Source organism: Mucilaginibacter gossypiicola (assembly GCF_900110105.1).
Classification (GTDB): domain Bacteria; phylum Bacteroidota; class Bacteroidia; order Sphingobacteriales; family Sphingobacteriaceae; genus Mucilaginibacter; species Mucilaginibacter gossypiicola.
Map to the genome: position 1 here is coordinate 578,566 of NZ_FOCL01000001.1, position 19,297 is coordinate 597,862.

The 19,297-nt window shown below is 41.3% G+C and carries 16 protein-coding genes; 10 read left to right on the top strand and 6 right to left on the bottom strand.

Annotation, left to right across the window (positions count from 1 at the left end):
• Nucleotides 1-79 precede the first annotated feature (79 nt).
• Nucleotides 80-2,683, bottom strand: coding sequence for a M1 family metallopeptidase (locus BMX50_RS02305; RefSeq protein WP_167667785.1), 2,604 nt, complete (start codon nt 2,681-2,683; stop codon nt 80-82).
• A 216-nt stretch (nt 2,684-2,899) separates the two neighbouring features.
• On the opposite strand from BMX50_RS02305, the gene BMX50_RS02310 reads away from it, so the two are divergent.
• The 6 genes from BMX50_RS02310 (at nt 2,900) to rseP (ending at nt 9,766) form a co-directional block, all read left to right on the top strand.
• A complete protein-coding gene (locus BMX50_RS02310; RefSeq protein ID WP_091207089.1) occupies nt 2,900-3,850 on the top strand; it encodes a glycosyltransferase family 2 protein in 951 nt (316 codons plus the stop codon).
• Nucleotides 3,851-3,965: 115 nt separating this feature from the next.
• The gene (locus tag BMX50_RS02315) at nt 3,966-4,934 is read left to right on the top strand and encodes a glycosyltransferase family 2 protein (protein WP_091207092.1); all 969 of its coding nucleotides are present in this window, start codon (nt 3,966-3,968) and stop codon (nt 4,932-4,934) included.
• A gap of 5 nt (nt 4,935-4,939) precedes the next feature.
• On the top strand, nt 4,940-5,716 hold the full coding sequence (locus BMX50_RS02320; RefSeq protein ID WP_091207095.1) for a glycerophosphoryl diester phosphodiesterase membrane domain-containing protein: 777 nt from the start codon (nt 4,940-4,942) through the stop codon (nt 5,714-5,716).
• Nucleotides 5,717-5,718: 2 nt separating this feature from the next.
• Nucleotides 5,719-7,218, top strand: a complete 1,500-nt coding sequence (locus BMX50_RS02325; protein ID WP_091207097.1) for a GH3 auxin-responsive promoter family protein — start codon at nt 5,719-5,721, stop codon at nt 7,216-7,218.
• 6 nt (nt 7,219-7,224) lie between these two features.
• Nucleotides 7,225-8,412: a 1-deoxy-D-xylulose-5-phosphate reductoisomerase gene (locus tag BMX50_RS02330; protein ID WP_244280814.1), complete on the top strand. Its 1,188-nt coding sequence runs from the start codon at nt 7,225-7,227 to the stop codon at nt 8,410-8,412.
• Between the two features lie 19 nt (nt 8,413-8,431).
• A complete protein-coding gene (gene rseP / locus BMX50_RS02335) occupies nt 8,432-9,766 on the top strand; it encodes an RIP metalloprotease RseP (protein ID WP_091207100.1) in 1,335 nt (444 codons plus the stop codon).
• A 161-nt stretch (nt 9,767-9,927) separates the two neighbouring features.
• Here the strand turns inward: rseP and BMX50_RS02340 are convergent, their stop codons facing one another.
• From BMX50_RS02340 to BMX50_RS02360, 5 genes are all read right to left on the bottom strand, one after another.
• Nucleotides 9,928-10,494, bottom strand: a complete 567-nt coding sequence (locus BMX50_RS02340) for a DUF4199 domain-containing protein (protein ID WP_091207103.1) — start codon at nt 10,492-10,494, stop codon at nt 9,928-9,930.
• Between the two features lie 146 nt (nt 10,495-10,640).
• Nucleotides 10,641-11,222 carry a DUF4199 domain-containing protein gene (locus BMX50_RS02345; RefSeq protein ID WP_091207106.1) on the bottom strand — a complete coding sequence of 194 codons (582 nt, stop codon included), beginning with the start codon at nt 11,220-11,222 and terminating at the stop codon, nt 10,641-10,643.
• A gap of 33 nt (nt 11,223-11,255) precedes the next feature.
• Nucleotides 11,256-11,924: a hypothetical protein gene (locus tag BMX50_RS02350; protein ID WP_091207108.1), complete on the bottom strand. Its 669-nt coding sequence runs from the start codon at nt 11,922-11,924 to the stop codon at nt 11,256-11,258.
• A 7-nt stretch (nt 11,925-11,931) separates the two neighbouring features.
• Nucleotides 11,932-13,182: a dihydroorotase gene (locus BMX50_RS02355; RefSeq protein WP_091207110.1), complete on the bottom strand. Its 1,251-nt coding sequence runs from the start codon at nt 13,180-13,182 to the stop codon at nt 11,932-11,934.
• A gap of 32 nt (nt 13,183-13,214) precedes the next feature.
• The gene (locus tag BMX50_RS02360; RefSeq protein WP_091207113.1) at nt 13,215-15,263 is read right to left on the bottom strand and encodes a BatA domain-containing protein; all 2,049 of its coding nucleotides are present in this window, start codon (nt 15,261-15,263) and stop codon (nt 13,215-13,217) included.
• A 203-nt stretch (nt 15,264-15,466) separates the two neighbouring features.
• Here BMX50_RS02360 and BMX50_RS02365 point away from each other — a divergent pair, with 203 nt between their 5' ends.
• The 4 genes from BMX50_RS02365 (at nt 15,467) to trxB (ending at nt 19,239) form a co-directional block, all read left to right on the top strand.
• Nucleotides 15,467-16,462: an aldo/keto reductase gene (locus BMX50_RS02365; RefSeq protein ID WP_091207116.1), complete on the top strand. Its 996-nt coding sequence runs from the start codon at nt 15,467-15,469 to the stop codon at nt 16,460-16,462.
• A 57-nt stretch (nt 16,463-16,519) separates the two neighbouring features.
• Nucleotides 16,520-16,972, top strand: coding sequence for a DUF3592 domain-containing protein (locus BMX50_RS02370; protein WP_091207119.1), 453 nt, complete (start codon nt 16,520-16,522; stop codon nt 16,970-16,972).
• A 61-nt stretch (nt 16,973-17,033) separates the two neighbouring features.
• On the top strand, nt 17,034-18,209 hold the full coding sequence (locus BMX50_RS02375; protein ID WP_091207122.1) for a dipeptidase: 1,176 nt from the start codon (nt 17,034-17,036) through the stop codon (nt 18,207-18,209).
• A gap of 73 nt (nt 18,210-18,282) precedes the next feature.
• A complete protein-coding gene (trxB, locus tag BMX50_RS02380; RefSeq protein WP_090526227.1) occupies nt 18,283-19,239 on the top strand; it encodes a thioredoxin-disulfide reductase in 957 nt (318 codons plus the stop codon).
• The last annotated feature ends 58 nt before the right edge of the window (nt 19,240-19,297 follow it).

Consider the following 19,297-nt stretch of genomic DNA (forward strand, 5'->3'; position numbering starts at 1 on the left):
CTTCGAAAACAAAAAATGGGTATTCTCATTTCCACATAAACTGGAAATCAGAATACCCATTCGGCAATGCAAATCAAGCCTATTTAAAAGCTTCGTTTGAAGGGTTGGAGTTAACTGATGTTTCTTTAACCTTAAACTCTATCGGCTGCCCAACAAGTGTTGTTTTTATGGAGAACGGAATTTTAATACCTCCGTTTATGCCTTCGTAATTACCAAATTCAACCGAGAGGTCATTCGCCCCTTCTATGGTTTGTTTAAGTTTCAACCCTGTTTTTTGGCTGTAATAATTATGAATATGAATATCGGCGCCTATATTAATATCAACCTCATAGGCGAGTTCTCCGTTTACTACACGTAAAATAGGTTGCAACATCATATTTTGATTTATCCGCTCATAATCAAGCTCCGGGAACGGACGACTTTTAAGTCTGATCATTTTTTTACCGGCATCATCAAGCTGCACGTCCCTGTTAACCTGTTTTGCTTTTATACTATCGCCATTAAGGGTAACATGAGATACAACCATGTTATTATATGATGGCACAATTGCTTCCTGGAAATACTTATCGGGCATTTTATACCTGGTTACCAATTGAACGTCGGCACCTTGTATATTGCCTATTGCCGATGCTTGTAAATCGCGGATATTTTTAAGCTTATCAGAGCCTCCGATAGCATCTAAGTACATTTTTATAACAGAGGTTGCAGTTGTACCCTGGGGTATCGGCAAGCCGCTGTAGGAGTTGTTTTCGGGATTAACATCAGGCAGGGTGTGATCGGGATCAATAGTTGCATATGCAATTTTCGAGGTCGATTTGTATGGGAATGTCCAGGTATCACCGCGCTGCCAGATTTCGGCCGGGAGTTTTACAATACCTGTTTTTCCATTTTCTTCTTTTATAGATATGGTAACTGGTAAGGCCATTTCCTCCAGGTTTTCGATGGTGATCATAGCTCCTTTCGAGGCGTCATTATCCGGGTACGAAATGTCTTTTATGCTCTGATCCACTTTCCAGGTAGTAAAAAACCATTCGTTCCAAAACCAGCTAAGGTCCTCGCCTGCGGCATTATCCATCGTATGGAAAAAATCCCACGGGGTTGGATGTTTAAAGGCCCAGCGTTTGATATAGGTTTTGAAAGCATAATCAAACCGCTCTTCACCTAAAATTTGCTCGCGTAAAATTGTTAAGCCTAATGCAGGTTTTTCATAAGCAGCAACGGCTAAAAAATCTTCTTGTATCACGTCCGGCGTATTCATAATGGCCTCGGCACCGGGGCTAAACAAGTAAGCGGCGTTTTTTTGCTGATCGGGCTTTTCATAATATTCGCCCTTGTTAAACACTTTGGTATCAACATTATTCAGGAACGTATTAAAGCCCTCATCCATCCAGGCATATTTACGTTCGTTTGAGCCTACAATCATCGGGAACCAGTTGTGGCCAAATTCATGATTGGTGACTTCCCATAAACCTCCGTTTTGATTGTTTGAACCGCAGAATACAATACCCGGGTATTCCATCCCTCCCACTATGCCTGCCACGTTGGTAGCAACAGGATAAGTGTACTCAAACCATTTGTCGCTGTATAATTCAATGGCAGCTTTAACATATTCCGTTGAACGCCCGTACGAATTATTCCCCTTAGCCTCTACCGGATAGACCGACTGGGCAAGTGCTTTTTTACCGCTCGGTAAATTGATCCGTGCTGCATCCCAAATAAAGGCTTTTGATGCGGCCCAGGCAACGTCGCGTGCATTTTTACACATGAAATGCCATGTAAGCGTTGGCTTTTTCGGGTAATCGTTATTACGCAAAATATCCGTTGAATCTTTAATAGTAACAGTTTTATCGCTTTTACGAGCTTCGGCCAAACGGTTTATGGTGGTTGGCGATAATACTTCGACAGGATTAAGCAACTCACCCGATCCTGCAACAACTAAACTTGCAGGCGCGGTGATGGTATAATCAAAATTACCGTACTCAAGGTAAAACTCACTTGCGCCGAGGTATGGTATCGTATTCCATCCGGCTACATCGTCGTAAACTTCCATGCGAGGGTACCATTGAGCAATTTCATAGATCCAGCCGTTTTTGGTATGCTGACGGCCCATCCTGTCGGTACCGTATTCGGGGATATCAAAACCATATTCTATTTTAATCTGCAATTTACTTCCGGCTGCACGTAGTGAATCTTTTAGTTTTATCTGCATGCGGGTATCAGTGATCAGGTAGTCAGCTTTCAGGGTTTTACCTTTATTGATTACATAGACTGATTTTATTTCGGCACCTTTTGTATATGATTTGTTTACAAATCTCCCGCCCGAAACATTACTCGTAGCTTCGGCACGTGAATCCTCTTTATATATATTCTGATCTACCTGGAGCCACAAAAAGGCAAGTGCATCCGGGCTGTTATTGGTATAAGTTATTAATGTACTGCCTTCTATACGATGTTTAGTAGTATCGAGCGTAACATCAAGCTTATAGTCGGCCCGGTTTTGCCAGTATTTTGGGCCCGGGGCTCCACTGGCCAGCCTGAATTCGCCACCTCTTTCGGGGTAAAACATAGGGTTAAATACTTTATGCTGATCATACTTTGGGGCGGCCTGATCTGCATTTTGCGCTTTTACTTCGAGGGCATAAAAGCCTAAAACCAATAATAACGCGGCTTTGTAGAATTTCATTAACTGTGTTTTAATTGTGAGGGAAAGATATTAAAATATATTTGACTTGAAACGTAATTGCTTGGTTACGTAGTATCAGGTTCATTTTTTTATCGCAATAATGAATAAACTATTTCCCTAAAATCGCCGTTGATACATTGTTGCAAATCAATCCCTATTTTTTATATTTTTGCGGATGATTTACGGCACATATAGTCGTTGATCGCAGCCCTATAAATGGATATATCAGTTGTAGTACCTCTTTACGATGAAGTAGAATCATTACCCGAATTAACCTCATGGATTAGCCGGGTTATGGATGAAAACCGTTTTACTTACGAGATAATTTTGGTCGATGATGGCAGTAAGGACGGATCATGGGAAATGATCAGGAAATTGCAAACCGGCAATCCGTTTATAAAAGGAATAAAATTCAGGCGTAATTACGGCAAATCGGCAGCCCTAAACACCGGCTTTATTGCAGCTAAAGGTAATGTTGTAATTACCATGGACGCCGACCTGCAAGATAGCCCTGATGAAATCCCGGAACTTTATCGCCGGATAAATGAAGAAAAATATGACCTTGTATCTGGCTGGAAAGCCAAAAGGCATGATCCGCTGAGTAAAACTATCCCGACCAAGCTATTCAACGCCGCCACCCGCAAAATGAGTGGGATAAATAACCTGCATGATTTTAATTGCGGTTTAAAGGCCTACCGTGGCGTAGTGGTTAAAAATATTGAAATTTACGGCGAAATGCACCGTTATATCCCGGTGCTGGCTAAGTGGGCTGGTTTTACCAAAATTGGCGAACAGGTTGTTGAACACCGCCCGCGTAAATACGGCAAAACAAAGTTTGGATTAAGCAGGTTCATCAATGGCTTTCTTGATCTGCTTTCGATATTTTTTGTAGGTAAGTTTGGAAAACGTCCAATGCACTTTTTCGGCTTGCTGGGTACCCTGAGCTTTTTTGCCGGCTTTTTTATTACCGTTTGGATCATTGGTGAAAAACTATATAACCTGGCACATGGCCTTACAGTACGGCAACCAACTGACAATCCACTGTTTTATATAGCGTTAGTTGCTATTATATTAGGATCGCAATTGTTTTTAACCGGCTTTGTTGCCGAATTAGTATCACGTAGTGCGAGCGAGCGCAACCATTACCAAATTGAGGAAACAATTTAATTGAATGTGCAGATATGCAGATTTCGGATGTGCAGATGAACAATAAAAACATCTGGCATTGCTAAAACAGTCTGCACATTTGCACATTTGAAATTTGCACATCTATCTACAAAACATGTTTTTTTCCATCATTATCCCTTTATATAACCGCCCGCAGGAGATCAAAGAACTGCTGGAAACCTTAACCCTGCAAACGTACAGGGACTTTGAGGTATTGGTTATTGAGGATGGTTCTGTAAATGATGCTGAAGCCATAGTAAATACCTTTACTGATAAGCTTAACCTGCGCTATTTTAAAAAGCAGAACGAAGGCCAGGGCTTTACCCGCAATTTTGGTTTTGAGCGTGCCAAAGGCGACTATTTTGTGATTTTTGATTCGGATTGTCTGATTCCTCCTACTTACCTGGAAATTGTAAATAATTCGCTGGCTGCAAATTACCTTGATGCCTATGGCGGGCCCGATGGGGCACACGATTCTTTTACCCCTACGCAAAAAGCCATCAGTTATTCCATGACCTCTCCTTTTACTACCGGCGGTATTCGTGGTAATAAAAAAGGCATAGGCCAGTTTCATCCACGTAGTTTTAATATGGGGGTTTCAAGGCAGGCCTGGGAGAAAGCCGGCGGTTTTATTATCACCCGATTAGGAGAAGATATTGAGTACAGTATCAGGATCCATTCGCTGGGGTTTAAAATTGGTTTGATCCCCGATGCTATTGTATATCATAAACGTCGTACCAACTTTTATCAGTTTTATAAACAGTTGCATTTTTTTGGAAGGGCACGTATCAATATTTCAAAGTTTTTTCCTCAGGAGTTAAAACTGGTTCATTTCTTCCCGGCCGCTTTTACTTTGGGGGTTATCCTAACCATTATATTAAACCTGTTTGGCTCTTCATTAGCGCTCGCAGGTAATTTTATACTGTTGATTTTCAATTTGTTAATATTTTTCCATGCCTGGTGGAAAAATAAATCGGCAAAAATCGCATTTTTGAGCATTATAGCTGCCTTCACACAACTTATTGCCTACGGGTTAGGATTTATACAGGATTTTTGGAAGCGGAAAGTTTTAAGTAGATCATAAGCAATATGTACCACACCTTTTCTGTAGCGGAGACCATTAAAACCGCATGGAATATTTTAAAAAGAAATTTCGTACCGCTGGTGGTTTACTCGATCATATCGTTGTTTATAAACGAATTTGTTGAGTTTTTAAAGGCATTTATCATTGATAATGACGACCGCTTCATTGAGATAGGTTTTGTAATTGTACAAATGATAGTGCAGTGTTTTATCGGTTTAAGCTTTTACAAACTGATACTCACGCTTATCGACAAGGAATATTACGAATTTGAATTCAAAGACATTTTACCATCATTCAAGATGACCTTCAACTTTGTGATGATTGGTATAATAACAGCTTTTTTTGTAGCTACTTTGGTTTTTTTATACGTATTAGCCAAACGCAACATTGGATACGATAGCATTTTTGAGGTTATTGAACTGCTGTTTATTCTTTATATAAGTCTCAGGTGCATCTTTTGTATTTGTTTCATTGTTGATGATGATTCATCGCCTATCGAATCGTTGCGTCAAAGCTTTGAGATCACAAAAGATAATTTCTTCAAAACTTTAGGCGTCTTTGCTATAATCATACTGATACTGGTTGCCGTATTACTACCGGTAGTAGCTACGATGGGCTTATTTGGTTTTGACCAGGAAAAAGATGGTTTTGCATTCAGGCTTGCATTTTATTGCTGGTTCATTCTTTGCTTTCCTTTTACCCAGGTGATCATTATGGTTACTTACCGTAAACTGGTTTACAGCCATCAGGATGTGGACGATGACCTATCTGAAACCAATTAAAAATGGGACTTAAATCTGCTTTAAGTAAAGTATTTGCTGCCTTTGTTAATCGGGAATTAGATAAACTGCGTAAAAACGCGGTTTCATTTCAACAAAGGGCGTTTACAGATCTGGTACATGCAGCCAAAAACACCAGTTTCGGTAAAGATCATCAGTTTGAAAAGATCAATAACTACGAGGATTTTAAGCGATTGGTGCCTGTACATGATTATGAAGACCTTCGCCCCTATATCGACCGAGTGGTTAATGGCGAAGAGGATGTACTATGGCCGGGCAAACCTGCTTACCTTGCTAAAACATCAGGCACAACATCGGGCGTAAAATATATTCCCATCTCCAAAGAAAGCATGCCCGAGCATATCAAAGCTGCTCGAAATGCCTTGTTAAGCTATATACATGAAACGGGTAATGCTGATTTTGTAGATGGCAAATTAATATTCCTGCAGGGCAGCCCGATCTTAGCCGAAAAGCATGGTATCTCAACGGGCAGGCTTTCGGGTATAGTAGCGCATCACGTTCCGGGTTATCTGCAAAAAAACAGGTTACCGGCCTACGAAACCAATTGCATTGAAGATTGGGAGCAAAAAGTTGATGCCATTGTAGACGAAACCTTTAATGAAGATATGCGCCTCATCAGCGGGATCCCACCCTGGTGCCAGATGTATTTCGACAGGCTTTCGGCCAAAGCAGGAGGAAAAAAAATAAAAGACATATTCCCAAACTTTAAGCTTTATGTTTACGGCGGTGTCAATTACGAACCTTACCGCGCTCGTATAGAAGAGAGCATTGGCTTTAAGATCGATTCGATAGAAACCTACCCTGCTTCCGAAGGCTTTATTGCGTTTCAGGACTCGCAGAAAGAAAAAGGGCTTTTATTGTTGGTTGATTCAGGAATCTTTTACGAATTCATTCCATCTGACGAGTATTTTAACGAAAATCCAACCCGCATCAACATTAAAGATGTAGAGCTGAACAAAAACTATGCGCTCATCATGAATACCAGCGCAGGTTTATGGGGATATAGCATAGGTGATACTGTTAAATTTATTTCGAAAGATCCGTATCGTATTATCGTAACCGGTCGTATTAAGCATTACATATCTGCTTTTGGCGAACATGTTATAGGCGAAGAAGTAGAGTATGCCTTGATGAGCGTGGCTAAAGAAGAAGGTATCGACGTAGTTGAATTTACAGTTGCGCCTCAGGTTAACCCGCCGGCAGGACAATTGCCTTACCACGAATGGTTTATCGAATTCGGCACAGCCCCGGCCGATCTTCAGGCTTTCGCCATAAAAGTGGATAAGGCGTTGCAGAATAAAAATATTTACTATTTTGACCTGATTGAAGGTAACATTTTGCAACCTTTGGTAATCCAAAGCCTGCAAAAAGATGCCTTTATCAATTACATGCGGGCAGAAGGTAAACTTGGCGGGCAAAACAAAGTACCACGGCTATCAAACGACAGGAAGATTGCCGAAGGATTAAAGAGTTTTATAAAATAAAGATACTTGAGTAACCAAATAAAAAACATTGCCATCCTTGGCTCAACAGGCAGCATCGGTACACAAACACTTGATGTAATAAGGTGGAACAGCAATTTATTCAGGGCGTTTTTGCTCACAGCACATTCCAATGCCGATTTGCTTATTAGCCAGGCTATTGAATTTGTGCCCGAATATGCCATTATCTGCGATCAAAGTAAATACCAGGAAGTTAAAGAGGCTTTGGCGCACTTACCAATACAGGTGCTTGCCGGTCATCAGGCTATCATTGACGCTGTAACCCACCCCGAAATTGCAGTTGTGCTGACTGCTATGGTGGGCTTTGCCGGTCTGGAACCAACAATTGCCGCTATTAAAGCAGGGAAAGACATTGCCCTTGCCAACAAAGAAACATTAGTTGTTGCCGGCGATATCATAACAGCATTGGCGAAACAACATGAAGTTCAAATTTTACCGGTAGATTCTGAACACTCAGCAATATTTCAAAGCCTTGTTGGCGAGGACTATAAATCAATAGAAAAGCTGATCATCACGGCTTCTGGCGGGCCATTTCGCGGCCGCGGTCTGGATTTCTTAGCAAATGTTACCCGCGAAGATGCGCTTAAACATCCAAACTGGGTGATGGGTGCCAAAATAACTATCGACTCAGCATCCCTTATGAACAAGGGGCTTGAAGTTATCGAAGCCAAATGGTTGTTTGATGTTGAAGCAGATCAGATTGAAGTAGTAGTTCATCCGCAATCTATTATTCACTCGCTTGTACAGTTCAGGGATGGATCAATTAAGGCTCAATTAGGTTTGCCCGATATGAAGCTGCCTATACAGTATGCCCTCACCTATCCTAACCGGATAGAAACAAATTTTAAGCGTTTCAATTTTACCGATTACCCTAATCTTACTTTTGAAAAACCGGATATGGAAACTTTCCGTAATCTAAGTTTGGCGTATGCTGCTTTAAAACAGGGAGGTAACATGCCTTGCATCATAAACGCGGCAAATGAGGTAGCGGTTGCAGGCTTCCTTGATCGTAAAATTGGCTTTTTAACCATGAGCGGTATCATTGAAGAGTGCATGCAAAAAATTAATTTTATTGCAAACCCAACGCTAACTGACTATTTGAATACTGACAAAGAAACACGCATCTTTGCGCAAAATTATATACAACAACTACCTTCAAAAACATTACAATTTTAATATTACATAGATATAGATAATGAGTATAGTGATCATGGTGGGCCAGCTTATACTGGGCCTTTCAATTTTGATAATCCTGCATGAACTGGGGCATTTCCTGGCAGCACGGGCCTTTGGCATTAAGGTAGAAAAATTCTACCTGTTTTTTGATGCCTGGAACGTGAGCCTGTTTAAATTTACATATAAAGGCGTTGAGTACGGTATTGGCTGGTTACCCTTGGGTGGCTATGTTAAAATTGCCGGTATGATTGATGAGTCGATGGATACTGAGCAAATGGCTGGTCCGCCGCAACCCTGGGAATTTCGTTCGAAACCGGCCTGGCAGCGCCTTATTGTGATGCTTGGCGGTGTTACGGTAAATGTTATACTCGGGATCCTGATATTTTGGGTGTTAACCATGCGTTTGGGCGATAGCTATATCCCTAATTCTGCGGCAAAATACGGTATTGTACCAGGCGAAGTAGGTAAAAAAATAGGCCTTCAAATTGGCGACAAGGTTGTTGCTATAAATGGTAAACCATTTGAACGTTTTGACGATCTTACCAGTCCGCAGGTACTATTGGATAATACTGTATTTACCGTGTTGCGCGGCACGCAAACTTTGCAGATCAGTATCCCGCGTACGATCCTTAACGATTTGAACGATCACGACATAGAAGGCTTCATTAGCCGCCTGCCCCGTGCTAAGTTCATTGTTGATTCATTGGAGCCGGGCAGCAACGCTGTAAAAGCAGGTTTGAAAAAAGGCGACAGCATTGTGATGGCCAACAATCATCCAATTGTATTTTGGGACGAATTGCAGGCTCAACTATCGGCCAATAAAGGCAAACAAGTTGAATTGGGCATAAAACGCAACCATGAGCTGGTTACATTGAAAGCACAGGTTACGCCAGAAGGTAAATTGGGCTTTTACCGTGCAAAAAGCGATTTCCCGGATATTAAAACAATAAAGTACGGTTTTTTTGAGGCTTTTCCTATAGGAGCACAAAGAGCATGGGGAACTTTCAGGGATAATGCCAAAGGTATCGGCAAGATTTTCAAGGGTGATGTTAACCCCGGCAAAGCAGTAAGCGGACCAGTAGCTATAGCCAACCTGTTTGGTGGTACTATTGATTGGGGCCACTTTTGGACACTGGTAGGCTTCCTGTCAATGGTATTGGCGCTGATGAACCTGTTACCTATTCCTGCCCTTGATGGCGGTCATGCGGTTTTCCTGATCATAGAAATGATTAAAGGCAAACCGTTAAGCGATAAATTCCTTGAGCGTGCGCAAATTGTAGGCTTTGTAATATTAGTTACCTTGATGGTGTTTGTGTTTGGTAACGATATTGTAAAGTTGGTAATGAAGAAATAGAGATTGTTGGTTAGAGATAAATAACCTCTGAAGCATATAAAAAAGAAGGCCTTTCATTAGTTGAAAGGCCTTCTTTTTTATATGAATTTATCAACTAATTGAATAGCTGTACCAATTAGAAGATTAGCTTTAAGCTTTGTGCATTCTGCTTTCAGCTTACTTTATACTGTTGGATCGGTTGGCTTTGGACTTTCATAATTATCAGATACAGTATCAAACGGAGATCGTTCGTTTTTGAATATCGCTGCCGATATGAGGCTTACAATTGTACCGAACAGGATGTAAATAAAAACAACGCCTACTACAGCAAAAACTGCAAAATATTTACGGGTCATATTCATAGCCGCATCTATTTGATCCTGGCTTAGTTTGCCGTCTTCGGTCATCTTTTTCTGTGATGCATCCATAATTTTAGTAACCATATCCGGACTTAGCATGGTGTAGTATACATATGTAAATATAGCTATGAATACGCCGGTAAAAATAGCATACAGAAAGCCCGACAAAAAGCCTTCGCCGTAGGTAAGGTAACCGCCAAGCTGATCTTTATATTCCTTTTGAGTAAGAAACAGGAACGCCAGAAAAGGCAGGAAACTAAGATATTTAAGAGACGAGTTTGGATCGAGATCCAGGAACTGGAATGCGTAAGTTATAACTATCGAAGCTATCAGATTTATCAATGCCCATTTCAGGGCCGGTTGCGATGGACTCGCTTTTTTTACTTCCATGATACAAGTGTTTAGTGTTTAGTTAAAATTAACTAATAATACTATATCATGTACATCTTTATTTTAACCCCAGGGAGTTTATATAATAAAAGAGGCCTTTCAGAATTTGAAAGGCCTCTTTTATTATTGGTTTAACCAGCTCATTTTCAAGAGGCTGACCCAACAGGTTCTCGCTTAAAAAATGCAGCAAAAATTATCGACAGAACAAACAGAAATATAATGCTAATCCCTAACGATTGAATTTGCTGCCCGATGGTAACAGTTTTTTCGGCATCGAAAGCTTTTTTCATTTCCACTATTTTAGCATCAGCTTCTTTCTTTTCCTCTGGTTTTGTGGTTTCATCTTTCAGTTTGTTAAGGGCGTTAACCATAGCTGTTTCCGTTTTTTGAACCATATTGGGCTCAATTACTTTGGCAAAAACCTGGTCTTTAATAATAAAAACCATTATGTACGAAACAAAAAACATTATAAAAATCCCGGTTCCTGCCTGTCTCATCGTCCATAATCCACCTATTTTTTTTCGGAGGCTTAGTGAAAACAAAGCTGCAGCGGTTAAAGGCAGCAGATATGAAAACACCATTGAGCCAAAAGTGATTATCACTGCTGATTTAGCGGCTGTAACCATAAAATAAAAATAGATAATGCTTATGGCCGATATTACCAGCCCTAAGAAAACTCCTTTAATCAATCCTTGCTTCTTTATCTCTTTATCTGTTTCTTGACTCATTTGTTGGTTTATATTACTTAAACGCTACTTGTATTATTGAAAATTAACCAGGATTTCTAAAACTGCCATATCAAATTCCTTGTTGATGGCATTGTCGGCAATTTCTTTTATCTCTTCATCAGAAGGATCTATATTCTGGAAAAAGCACATCATTGGGTAAAACAACTCTTTCAGCTCCGAATCTTCAGGAAGTGTTGTTGCCACCTTGCTGATCTCAGATACCGGGCTTTCAATCAGGATTTGGTTGGCAATTACAGGCTCATAAATGCGGTACTCGTCCTGGAACTCATCTTCATCAACCAGTAAAAATTCCTTCAGGTAATCTTCAAGCTCTGGTTCAATATCTTCGTCTTCGCACTCGTTAAGGTACAGTAAAAGATTAAGGAGTTCGGTACCACGGTCAAGGGTTTCTTCTTCAATACTCTCCCACTCCGGTGTATCAAGATAATCTTCTTCCAGCTTTTTAACATCAGCACTAAAGAAGTTGATCATCAACAGGTCGAAGAAGATTTCGCGAAGTTCCTCAACCTCCGGGTTTTCATCAAAAACCGCATCCAATTCATCCACTTTAGATAAGAAATCTTCGTCGGAGGCAAAAACATCAGCAAACTCGTCGGTTAACTGGGTTGCGTCGTAGCTGTTGTATTTTGAAAAGGCTTCAAGCGCTGCTATAAAGGCGTTTTCTATTTTAGGATCGATCATAGGTATGTTATTTAAATATTTGTTGATTGTTGTAAGTTAACAATACTTTACCTTTTAAAAGCTGCCCAATGTAAGGAGAGTTTGCAGATTTAGATTTGTTAACAGATGGAGCGTATTCCCATTCTGCGTCAGTGTCAAAAATTACCAGGTTTGCCTTTTCATTTTCGGCGATAACAGGCAGTTCAACCCCAAGTATTTCGCGGGGATTGATGGCCAGTTTTTCAACTATAAGTTCAGCAGGTAAGCCGGCTTTTAAAGCCAGGGAGAACGCCGTTTGCAAACCCACCATACCGTATTCGGCAACCTCAAACTCCACATCTTTAAATTCAATTTCGTGCGGGGTATGTTGCGATACAATAGCGTCGATGGTGCCATCTTTTAAACCTTTTACAAGCGCCGCAACATCATCGGCAGTACGTAATGGCGGTTTAACTTTATACAAGCTGTCGAAACCTAAAAGAGCTTCATCAGTCAACACTAAATGATGCGCGGCAACATCGCAGGTAACTTCGATACCTTTGCGCTTGGCTTCACGGATCAGTTCGACCGAACGGGCCGTTGATATGGTTGTAAAATGGATGCGTGATACGGTGTACTCTGCAAGATAAAGATCACGGGCAACCATCAGTTCTTCTGCCAATGAAGGAATGCCCTTCATGCCCAGCAGCGTGCTGATCTCGCCCTCATTAACTTTCGCTTTACCGGCTATTGCAGTATCTTCCGGGTAAGAGAAAACCAATGCATCAAAGCCCTGTGCATACAGCAAAGCTCTTTCCATTAAACCGGCATCCTGTACCGGCCGACTACCATCGGTAAAAGCTTTGGCGCCGCTTTGGTACATATCGTACATTTCTGCAAGGTCTTTTCCTTCACGTTTTTGAGATATAGTACCCAGGGGATAAACATCAACCAGGTTACCTTTTGAACGATTCAACAGGTATTCAACTTCCGACTTGGAATGCACCGGCGGTTGAGTATTAGGCATTAATGCTATGCCAGTAAAACCTCCGGCTGCCGCAGCTATTGTACCGGAGCGAAGGTCTTCCTTGGTTTCAAGGCCCAGCTCGCCTACATTACAGTTAAGATCGAAAAAACCGGGCGAAACATATTTACCTTCGGCATCAAATAGTTCGGTGTCGGCATCAATGTCGTCGGCTATGCGGGTGATAACACCATTTTCAATTAAAATATCGGCAACTTGTTGATGAAAGGATGATCCGGGATCAAGAATAGTGGCTGATTTGATAAGCAAATTCATTAGCACTGCTTTATGTGTGGATTTGTATCGATCTATCCCGCCTGAATAACACGCTGTTGATCAGGCTTGTAAAATCTGATTAACAATATTTCTGCAAGCAGGAAGATCAGCGCCAAAATTATACAAAGTTTCCATAATTGTGTGCCAAAATTTGATTCGGCAACAACACTTTTTAACGAACCGTTTCCTGCTGTTAATAAGGGCTTTGCATTTGGCAGTATTTTTTCGAGATCGGCCGCTGTAAAATAACGCATGTCTGACTCGGCCCGGCTGTCATTAAAAGCAAGTGTTGCCAGCGTACTATCCTGCTTCCTAAGCGAATAAATTCCAGGTTCATTTAATTGGTCGGAAACATATAACAGCGTACTCCCCTCCTGCTGCCTTACATCAGGGATAATGGTTTGATTGCCTTTGGTGAGTTTTAGCAATTGCTTTTCGGTGGTTTGCACCGGAGGCACCTCAAAATTCTCATCGGTACCAAGGGTATAAAACAGGGGCTGGTCATGCCCGCTTAATAATGCCATCCTGAAAAGTATTGGCACAAACAAAGCATGCCGGGGCAGGTTGCTAAAATCTTCATTAAGAGGTACAGCACACATGAAAACATTCCCTTTCCCGCTGCTGTAACCCTCCCAAAAAGCTTCACCGGTAGCAAGGTCCATCAAACTTTCGTGTTTAACACCACTTTTACTTAGTTGATAGTATTTTTTAACAAATGGCAGATCTGGATTTTGAGGAAAGCTTTCAAACACGTTCTTAAAAACCGGGCTCTGCCTGTTAATGGAAGCCACTTTTACATCCTGGGTGACCATCTTTTCAGGATATCCGGTATTTAGGGCTAATAAAAAGGATTTGTAATTAGCAAGATCAGCATCTACCGACGGAAATACAACCAGTGTCCCTCCTTTTGTCACATACGTTCTCAGCTGTTGCGCCAGCCCGGTAGCGATAGTTTTAACATCGCTGATAATTACTATAGGGTAATTATTAAGCGCAGCATAGTCAACACCACCGTCTGTTACGCGGGTTGAAGCAAAGAAAGCATCTGAAGCAAAAACTGCTTTCAAATAAGGATTTGCCGTCCCGCCGTCTATCAGCAAAACCGGCATTTGCTGTTTTACATTAAAACTAAAGTAAAATTGGTTGTCGAAGGTAACCGGATTATCCTGTAACTGAATTTCGCCACGTTGCCATCCGGGTTTTAAACCCGAAAAAGACAATGTGTCGTTTTGAACTTCGTGGGCGTTGATGCTGAAACTACCAATCGCTTTCTGCGCACCATTGATCGATATTTTAAGAGGAATCTTTTCTGCTTTTTCAGTAGCATAGTTATGCAGACGAACAACCAGTTTCTCACTTTCGGTCGGGCGATGTACTGCACTAAGCAACCAGGCCGAATCAACTGCAACATTGGGCAGATTCCCGGCTTTGAGCTGAACAAGGTTTACAGCTATATCGCTATCAGACTTTATGGGTTTATCATTCTTTCCTTTTTGAAAATCTGAAATGATGAATACCGATTTGGTGGAACCTATCTGATTTTCCAATAAGTTGTCCTGCCTGCTGATCACCTGTTGCAGGCTTCGGCTTTGCGAGCTCACCTTAACCGCATCAACGGCATCGTTAAATTCATCACGGCTCAGCAAGCGTTGATGTTTACCTTCAAAATCCTGTGTGAGCAATTGAAAGCGGTCGTTGATACTATAAGCAGAGGCAATTTCTTTTGCGCGGCGTTTAGCTTCATCAAGCAATGAACCTTCCCGGTTAAGGGTTTCCATGGAGTAGGAATTGTCCACAAAAATGCTGATCACCTGCTGTTTGGCGGCGTTTGCATTATGGGTACCTGGTATATACGGACGGGCAAATGCAAGAACCAGGAACAGTAAAGCAAGTAAGCGTGACGCCAGGATCAAGCGTTCCTTTAAATTACGGCGTGAGGCCTGCTGTTCCTGCACCTCTTTCAAAAACTGTACATTACTAAAGTATACTTTTTTGTATTTACGAAAATTGAAGAGATGGATCACAACCGGGATGGCCAGGGTCAGCAACGCAAATAAAAAAGCAGGATATAAAAAATACATATTTTATATAGGTGGTTGTGCTATTTACAAATGTGGTGATTTTTTAAATATGCAGGTGTGCAAATTTCAGATGTGCAGATTCTATTCGAGCTATTTTATGAGAATATTTTAAAACCATACTTTCATAAGCTATAGCTCATCCCCCCCTTTCAAATAATGTTTAAATAAATATATTTGACGCATACATCAATCTACTTTTAAAAATGGAATACAGAAGATTAGGCGAAAGTAAACTAAGCGTATCGGCAATAACTTTTGGTGCATGGGCTGCAGGCGGCTGGATGTGGGGCGGTAATGATGATCAGGAAGCTATCGATGCCATGCTTGCTGCCTACGACCTTGGCATAACCTCAATTGATACAGCCCCTGTTTACGGACAGGGTAAAAGCGAAGAACTTGTTGGCAAAGCCATAAAAGACCTCCCCCGCGATAAGGTACAGATACTAACTAAATACGGCTTACGCTGGGACCTTGCAAAAGGCGAGTTCTTTTTTAAAAGTAAAGACAACAGCGGGAAGGATATTGATGTATATCGATATGCCGGTAAAGACAGTATTATTACCGAGTGTGAAAATAGTCTTAAGCGCCTTGGCACCGATTATATTGACCTGTACCAGATTCATTGGTCGGACAAAACCACGCCCATAGATGAAACCATGGAAGCTATTTTACGGCTGAAGGAACAGGGTAAAATTCGCGAAGCCGGTGTTTGTAATTACGATGTAAGTCAAATGAATATCGCTGCCAAAACTATTAAACTGGCTGCAAACCAGGTTCCGTTTAGTATGGTTAACCGCGCTATTGAAGATGAGTTAATTCCTTACTGTATCGAGAACAGGAAAGCAATATTAGCTTATAGCCCGCTTGAACGCGGTTTGCTAACCGGCAAAATGAAACCCGGCCAAAATTTCGGCGAAGGCGACCACCGTGCAGGCGTTAAGTATTTTAAAGATCAAAATATTGAACGTACCAACGCTTTCCTTGCCAAAATAAAACCATTGGCCGATGAAAAAGGTGCCACTTTAGGGCAATTGGTTATCCGCTGGACGATCAATCACCCGGGTATAACCGTTGCATTGGTTGGCGCCCGTAATGCTGAGCAATCTATCCAGAATGCCAAGGCTATCAATATCCATATCAACGGAGAAGAAATGGAGTTTATCAATAACCAGTTAAGCGACCTGGAAATTATAAGTTAATATTACATATTGAACGTAGAGTTAATAAACTCTACGCTTTAACCAATAACCTTAACCATGATTGTTGATCTCTTATTATATAACACCCATTTTGCCAATAATCCTACTGTAACTGCTGTAATATTGGGAGTTATAGGAGCAGTATTTAGTTTGTCTGGCGCCATGCTATATAATGATCATAAAAAACTTATTAAAAGGGGTATACAAGTTAACGGTACGGTTATAAGTATTGAACGCGAAAGGAGCAATAAAGATTCGACGGTATTAAATTATCCGGTAATTAGTTATCGAACATTGCAAAACGAATTGATAACAAAAAAACACAATATCGGTATCAGCAGATACTCATATAAAGAGGGTGATTCAGTAAATGTGGTTTATGATCGCACCGATAATTCGCTATTTACATTAAATGACGCTTCTTCAAAAAGTGTCCCATTTGCCTTCGTTTTAATTGGGTTAACGTTATTAGTTGCAGCAATTATCATTTTTATAGTGAAAGGCGGGTAGTCAAAATCACCGAAATCAAAAAATTAGCCGAACCAGCAATCAATTTCCCTATCTTCCAATTATGAAAAGATCGCTGTTATTATTCCCGTTATTGCTCGCGTTGAAATTATCTGCCCAAAACGCTCAGCAAATCCATCAAAAGGCTATTTTAATTGATACGCATAACGATGTTATTTCAAACGAGCTGATAACCAAAACTGATTTAGGCAAACGGCAAAACGAAGGGAATTTTGATTTGGTTCGTGCTAAAGAAGGCGGACTTGATGCGCAGATCTTTTCTATCTGGTGCGGCGAAAGTTATGGTAAAGGGACTGCCTTTGCTTTTGCAAACCGGGAAATAGATTCGTTGTATGCGCTCATCAAACGTAATCCTGATAAAATAACTTTAGTACGCAATACCAAAGAACTTCAAAAAGCAGTTGCGGATAAAAAGCTGGCGGCATTGATTGGTGTTGAAGGAGGTCACATGATTGAGGACAGGATGGATTATATCGATAGCCTTGCCAAACGAGGGATGCGCTATCTTACCTTAACCTGGAATAACAGTACCTCATGGGCAACTTCGGCGCGTGACGAGGTTACCAAAAAAGATAGTTTGAAACATTTAGGGCTTACCGACTATGGTAAGCAGATTGTTAAACACCTGAATGAGCTTGGCGTTATGGTTGATGTATCGCACGTGGGCGAGCGTACCTTTTATGATGTGCTTGAAACTACTACAAAACCAGTTATTGCTTCCCATAGCTGCGCCTACAGTATTGATCCTAACCGTCGTAATTTAAAAGATGAGCAACTAAAAGCACTTGCCAAAAATGGCGGCGTGGTATGCGTTAATTTTTACAGCGGTTTTGTAGATAGTACGTATACCCCCAAAGTACTTAAGTTTCTGGCACTGCACAAAACAGAGCTCGACTCGTTGACAAAGGTTTACCATGATGTCGATCTGGCCAATATCCGGATAAATGCTATGTACAAAGCCGAATCAGACAAATTGAGGCCACCGCTTGAGTTGTTGATCAAACATATCAATTACATAGTAAAGCTCATAGGCGTTGATTATGTAGGTATAGGCTCGGATTTTGATGGTGCCGAATCATACCCCCTCGGTTTGGACAACGTTGCTGACTATCCTAAAATAACAGCTGAGTTGCTAAAATTAGGCTATAGTCAAAAAGACATCGATAAAATATTGGGCGGAAATGTAATGCGGGTGCTAACGGCAAATACGGGCAAATGATGTCACTTTGTTGACGATATGCGCTTTGCCTTATGCGCTTAAAATCGTAAATTCGCAACTCATTTATAATAAAATGTCTCAAGAAACTGAACACGTAAAATGCCTCATCATAGGCTCTGGTCCTGCAGGTTATACTGCAGCTATATATGCTTCCCGCGCTGATCTTAAACCAGTTATGTATACCGGCTTACTGGCAGGCGGCCAACTTACACAAACTACCGAAGTTGAAAACTTCCCGGGTTATCCGCAGGGCATCATGGGCCCTGAACTGATGGAAGATTTCCGTAAACAAGCCGAACGCTTAGGTACTGAAATCCGTTTCGGATATGTTAGCTCTGTTGATTTTTCAAGTTTGCCACATAAAGTTGTGGTTGATGACGTAAAAACCATCACTGCCGATACCGTAATTATATCTACAGGCGCTTCGGCCAAATGGCTTGGCCTGGAATCTGAACAAAAATACAGCGGCTTTGGTGTTTCTGCCTGTGCTGTTTGCGATGGCTTCTTTTTTAAAGGCCAGGATGTAGCTATCGTAGGCGCTGGTGATACCGCAGCCGAAGAAGCTACTTACTTAGCAAAATTAGCCCGCAAGGTATATATGATCGTTCGCAGGGATGAGTTCCGCGCTTCAAAAGCAATGGTTCATCGTGTATTGAACACCCCGAATATCGAAATTTTATATAATACAGAAACCAAAGAGATTTTAGGCGACGGTCAAAGTGTTACCGGTGTTAAAGTGATCAATAACCAAACTAACGCCGAGACTGATCTTGACGTTACAGGCTTTTTCGTAGCAATTGGCCATCATCCTAATACCGATATTTTTAAAGGCTGGTTACATATGGATGAAACAGGCTACATCATCACCCGCCCTGGCTCAACTGAAACCAACGTTGAAGGTGTATTTTGTGCAGGCGATGCTCAGGACCACATTTACCGCCAGGCTGTAACAGCAGCAGGTACCGGCTGTATGGCGGCTATTGACGCTGAACGTTACCTGGCTGCCAAAGAGCATGTGGTGACAGCATAAGTTGAACCCCACCCAAACCCTCCCCTAAAGGGAGAGGCTTTAAAAAAGCAACAGGTAA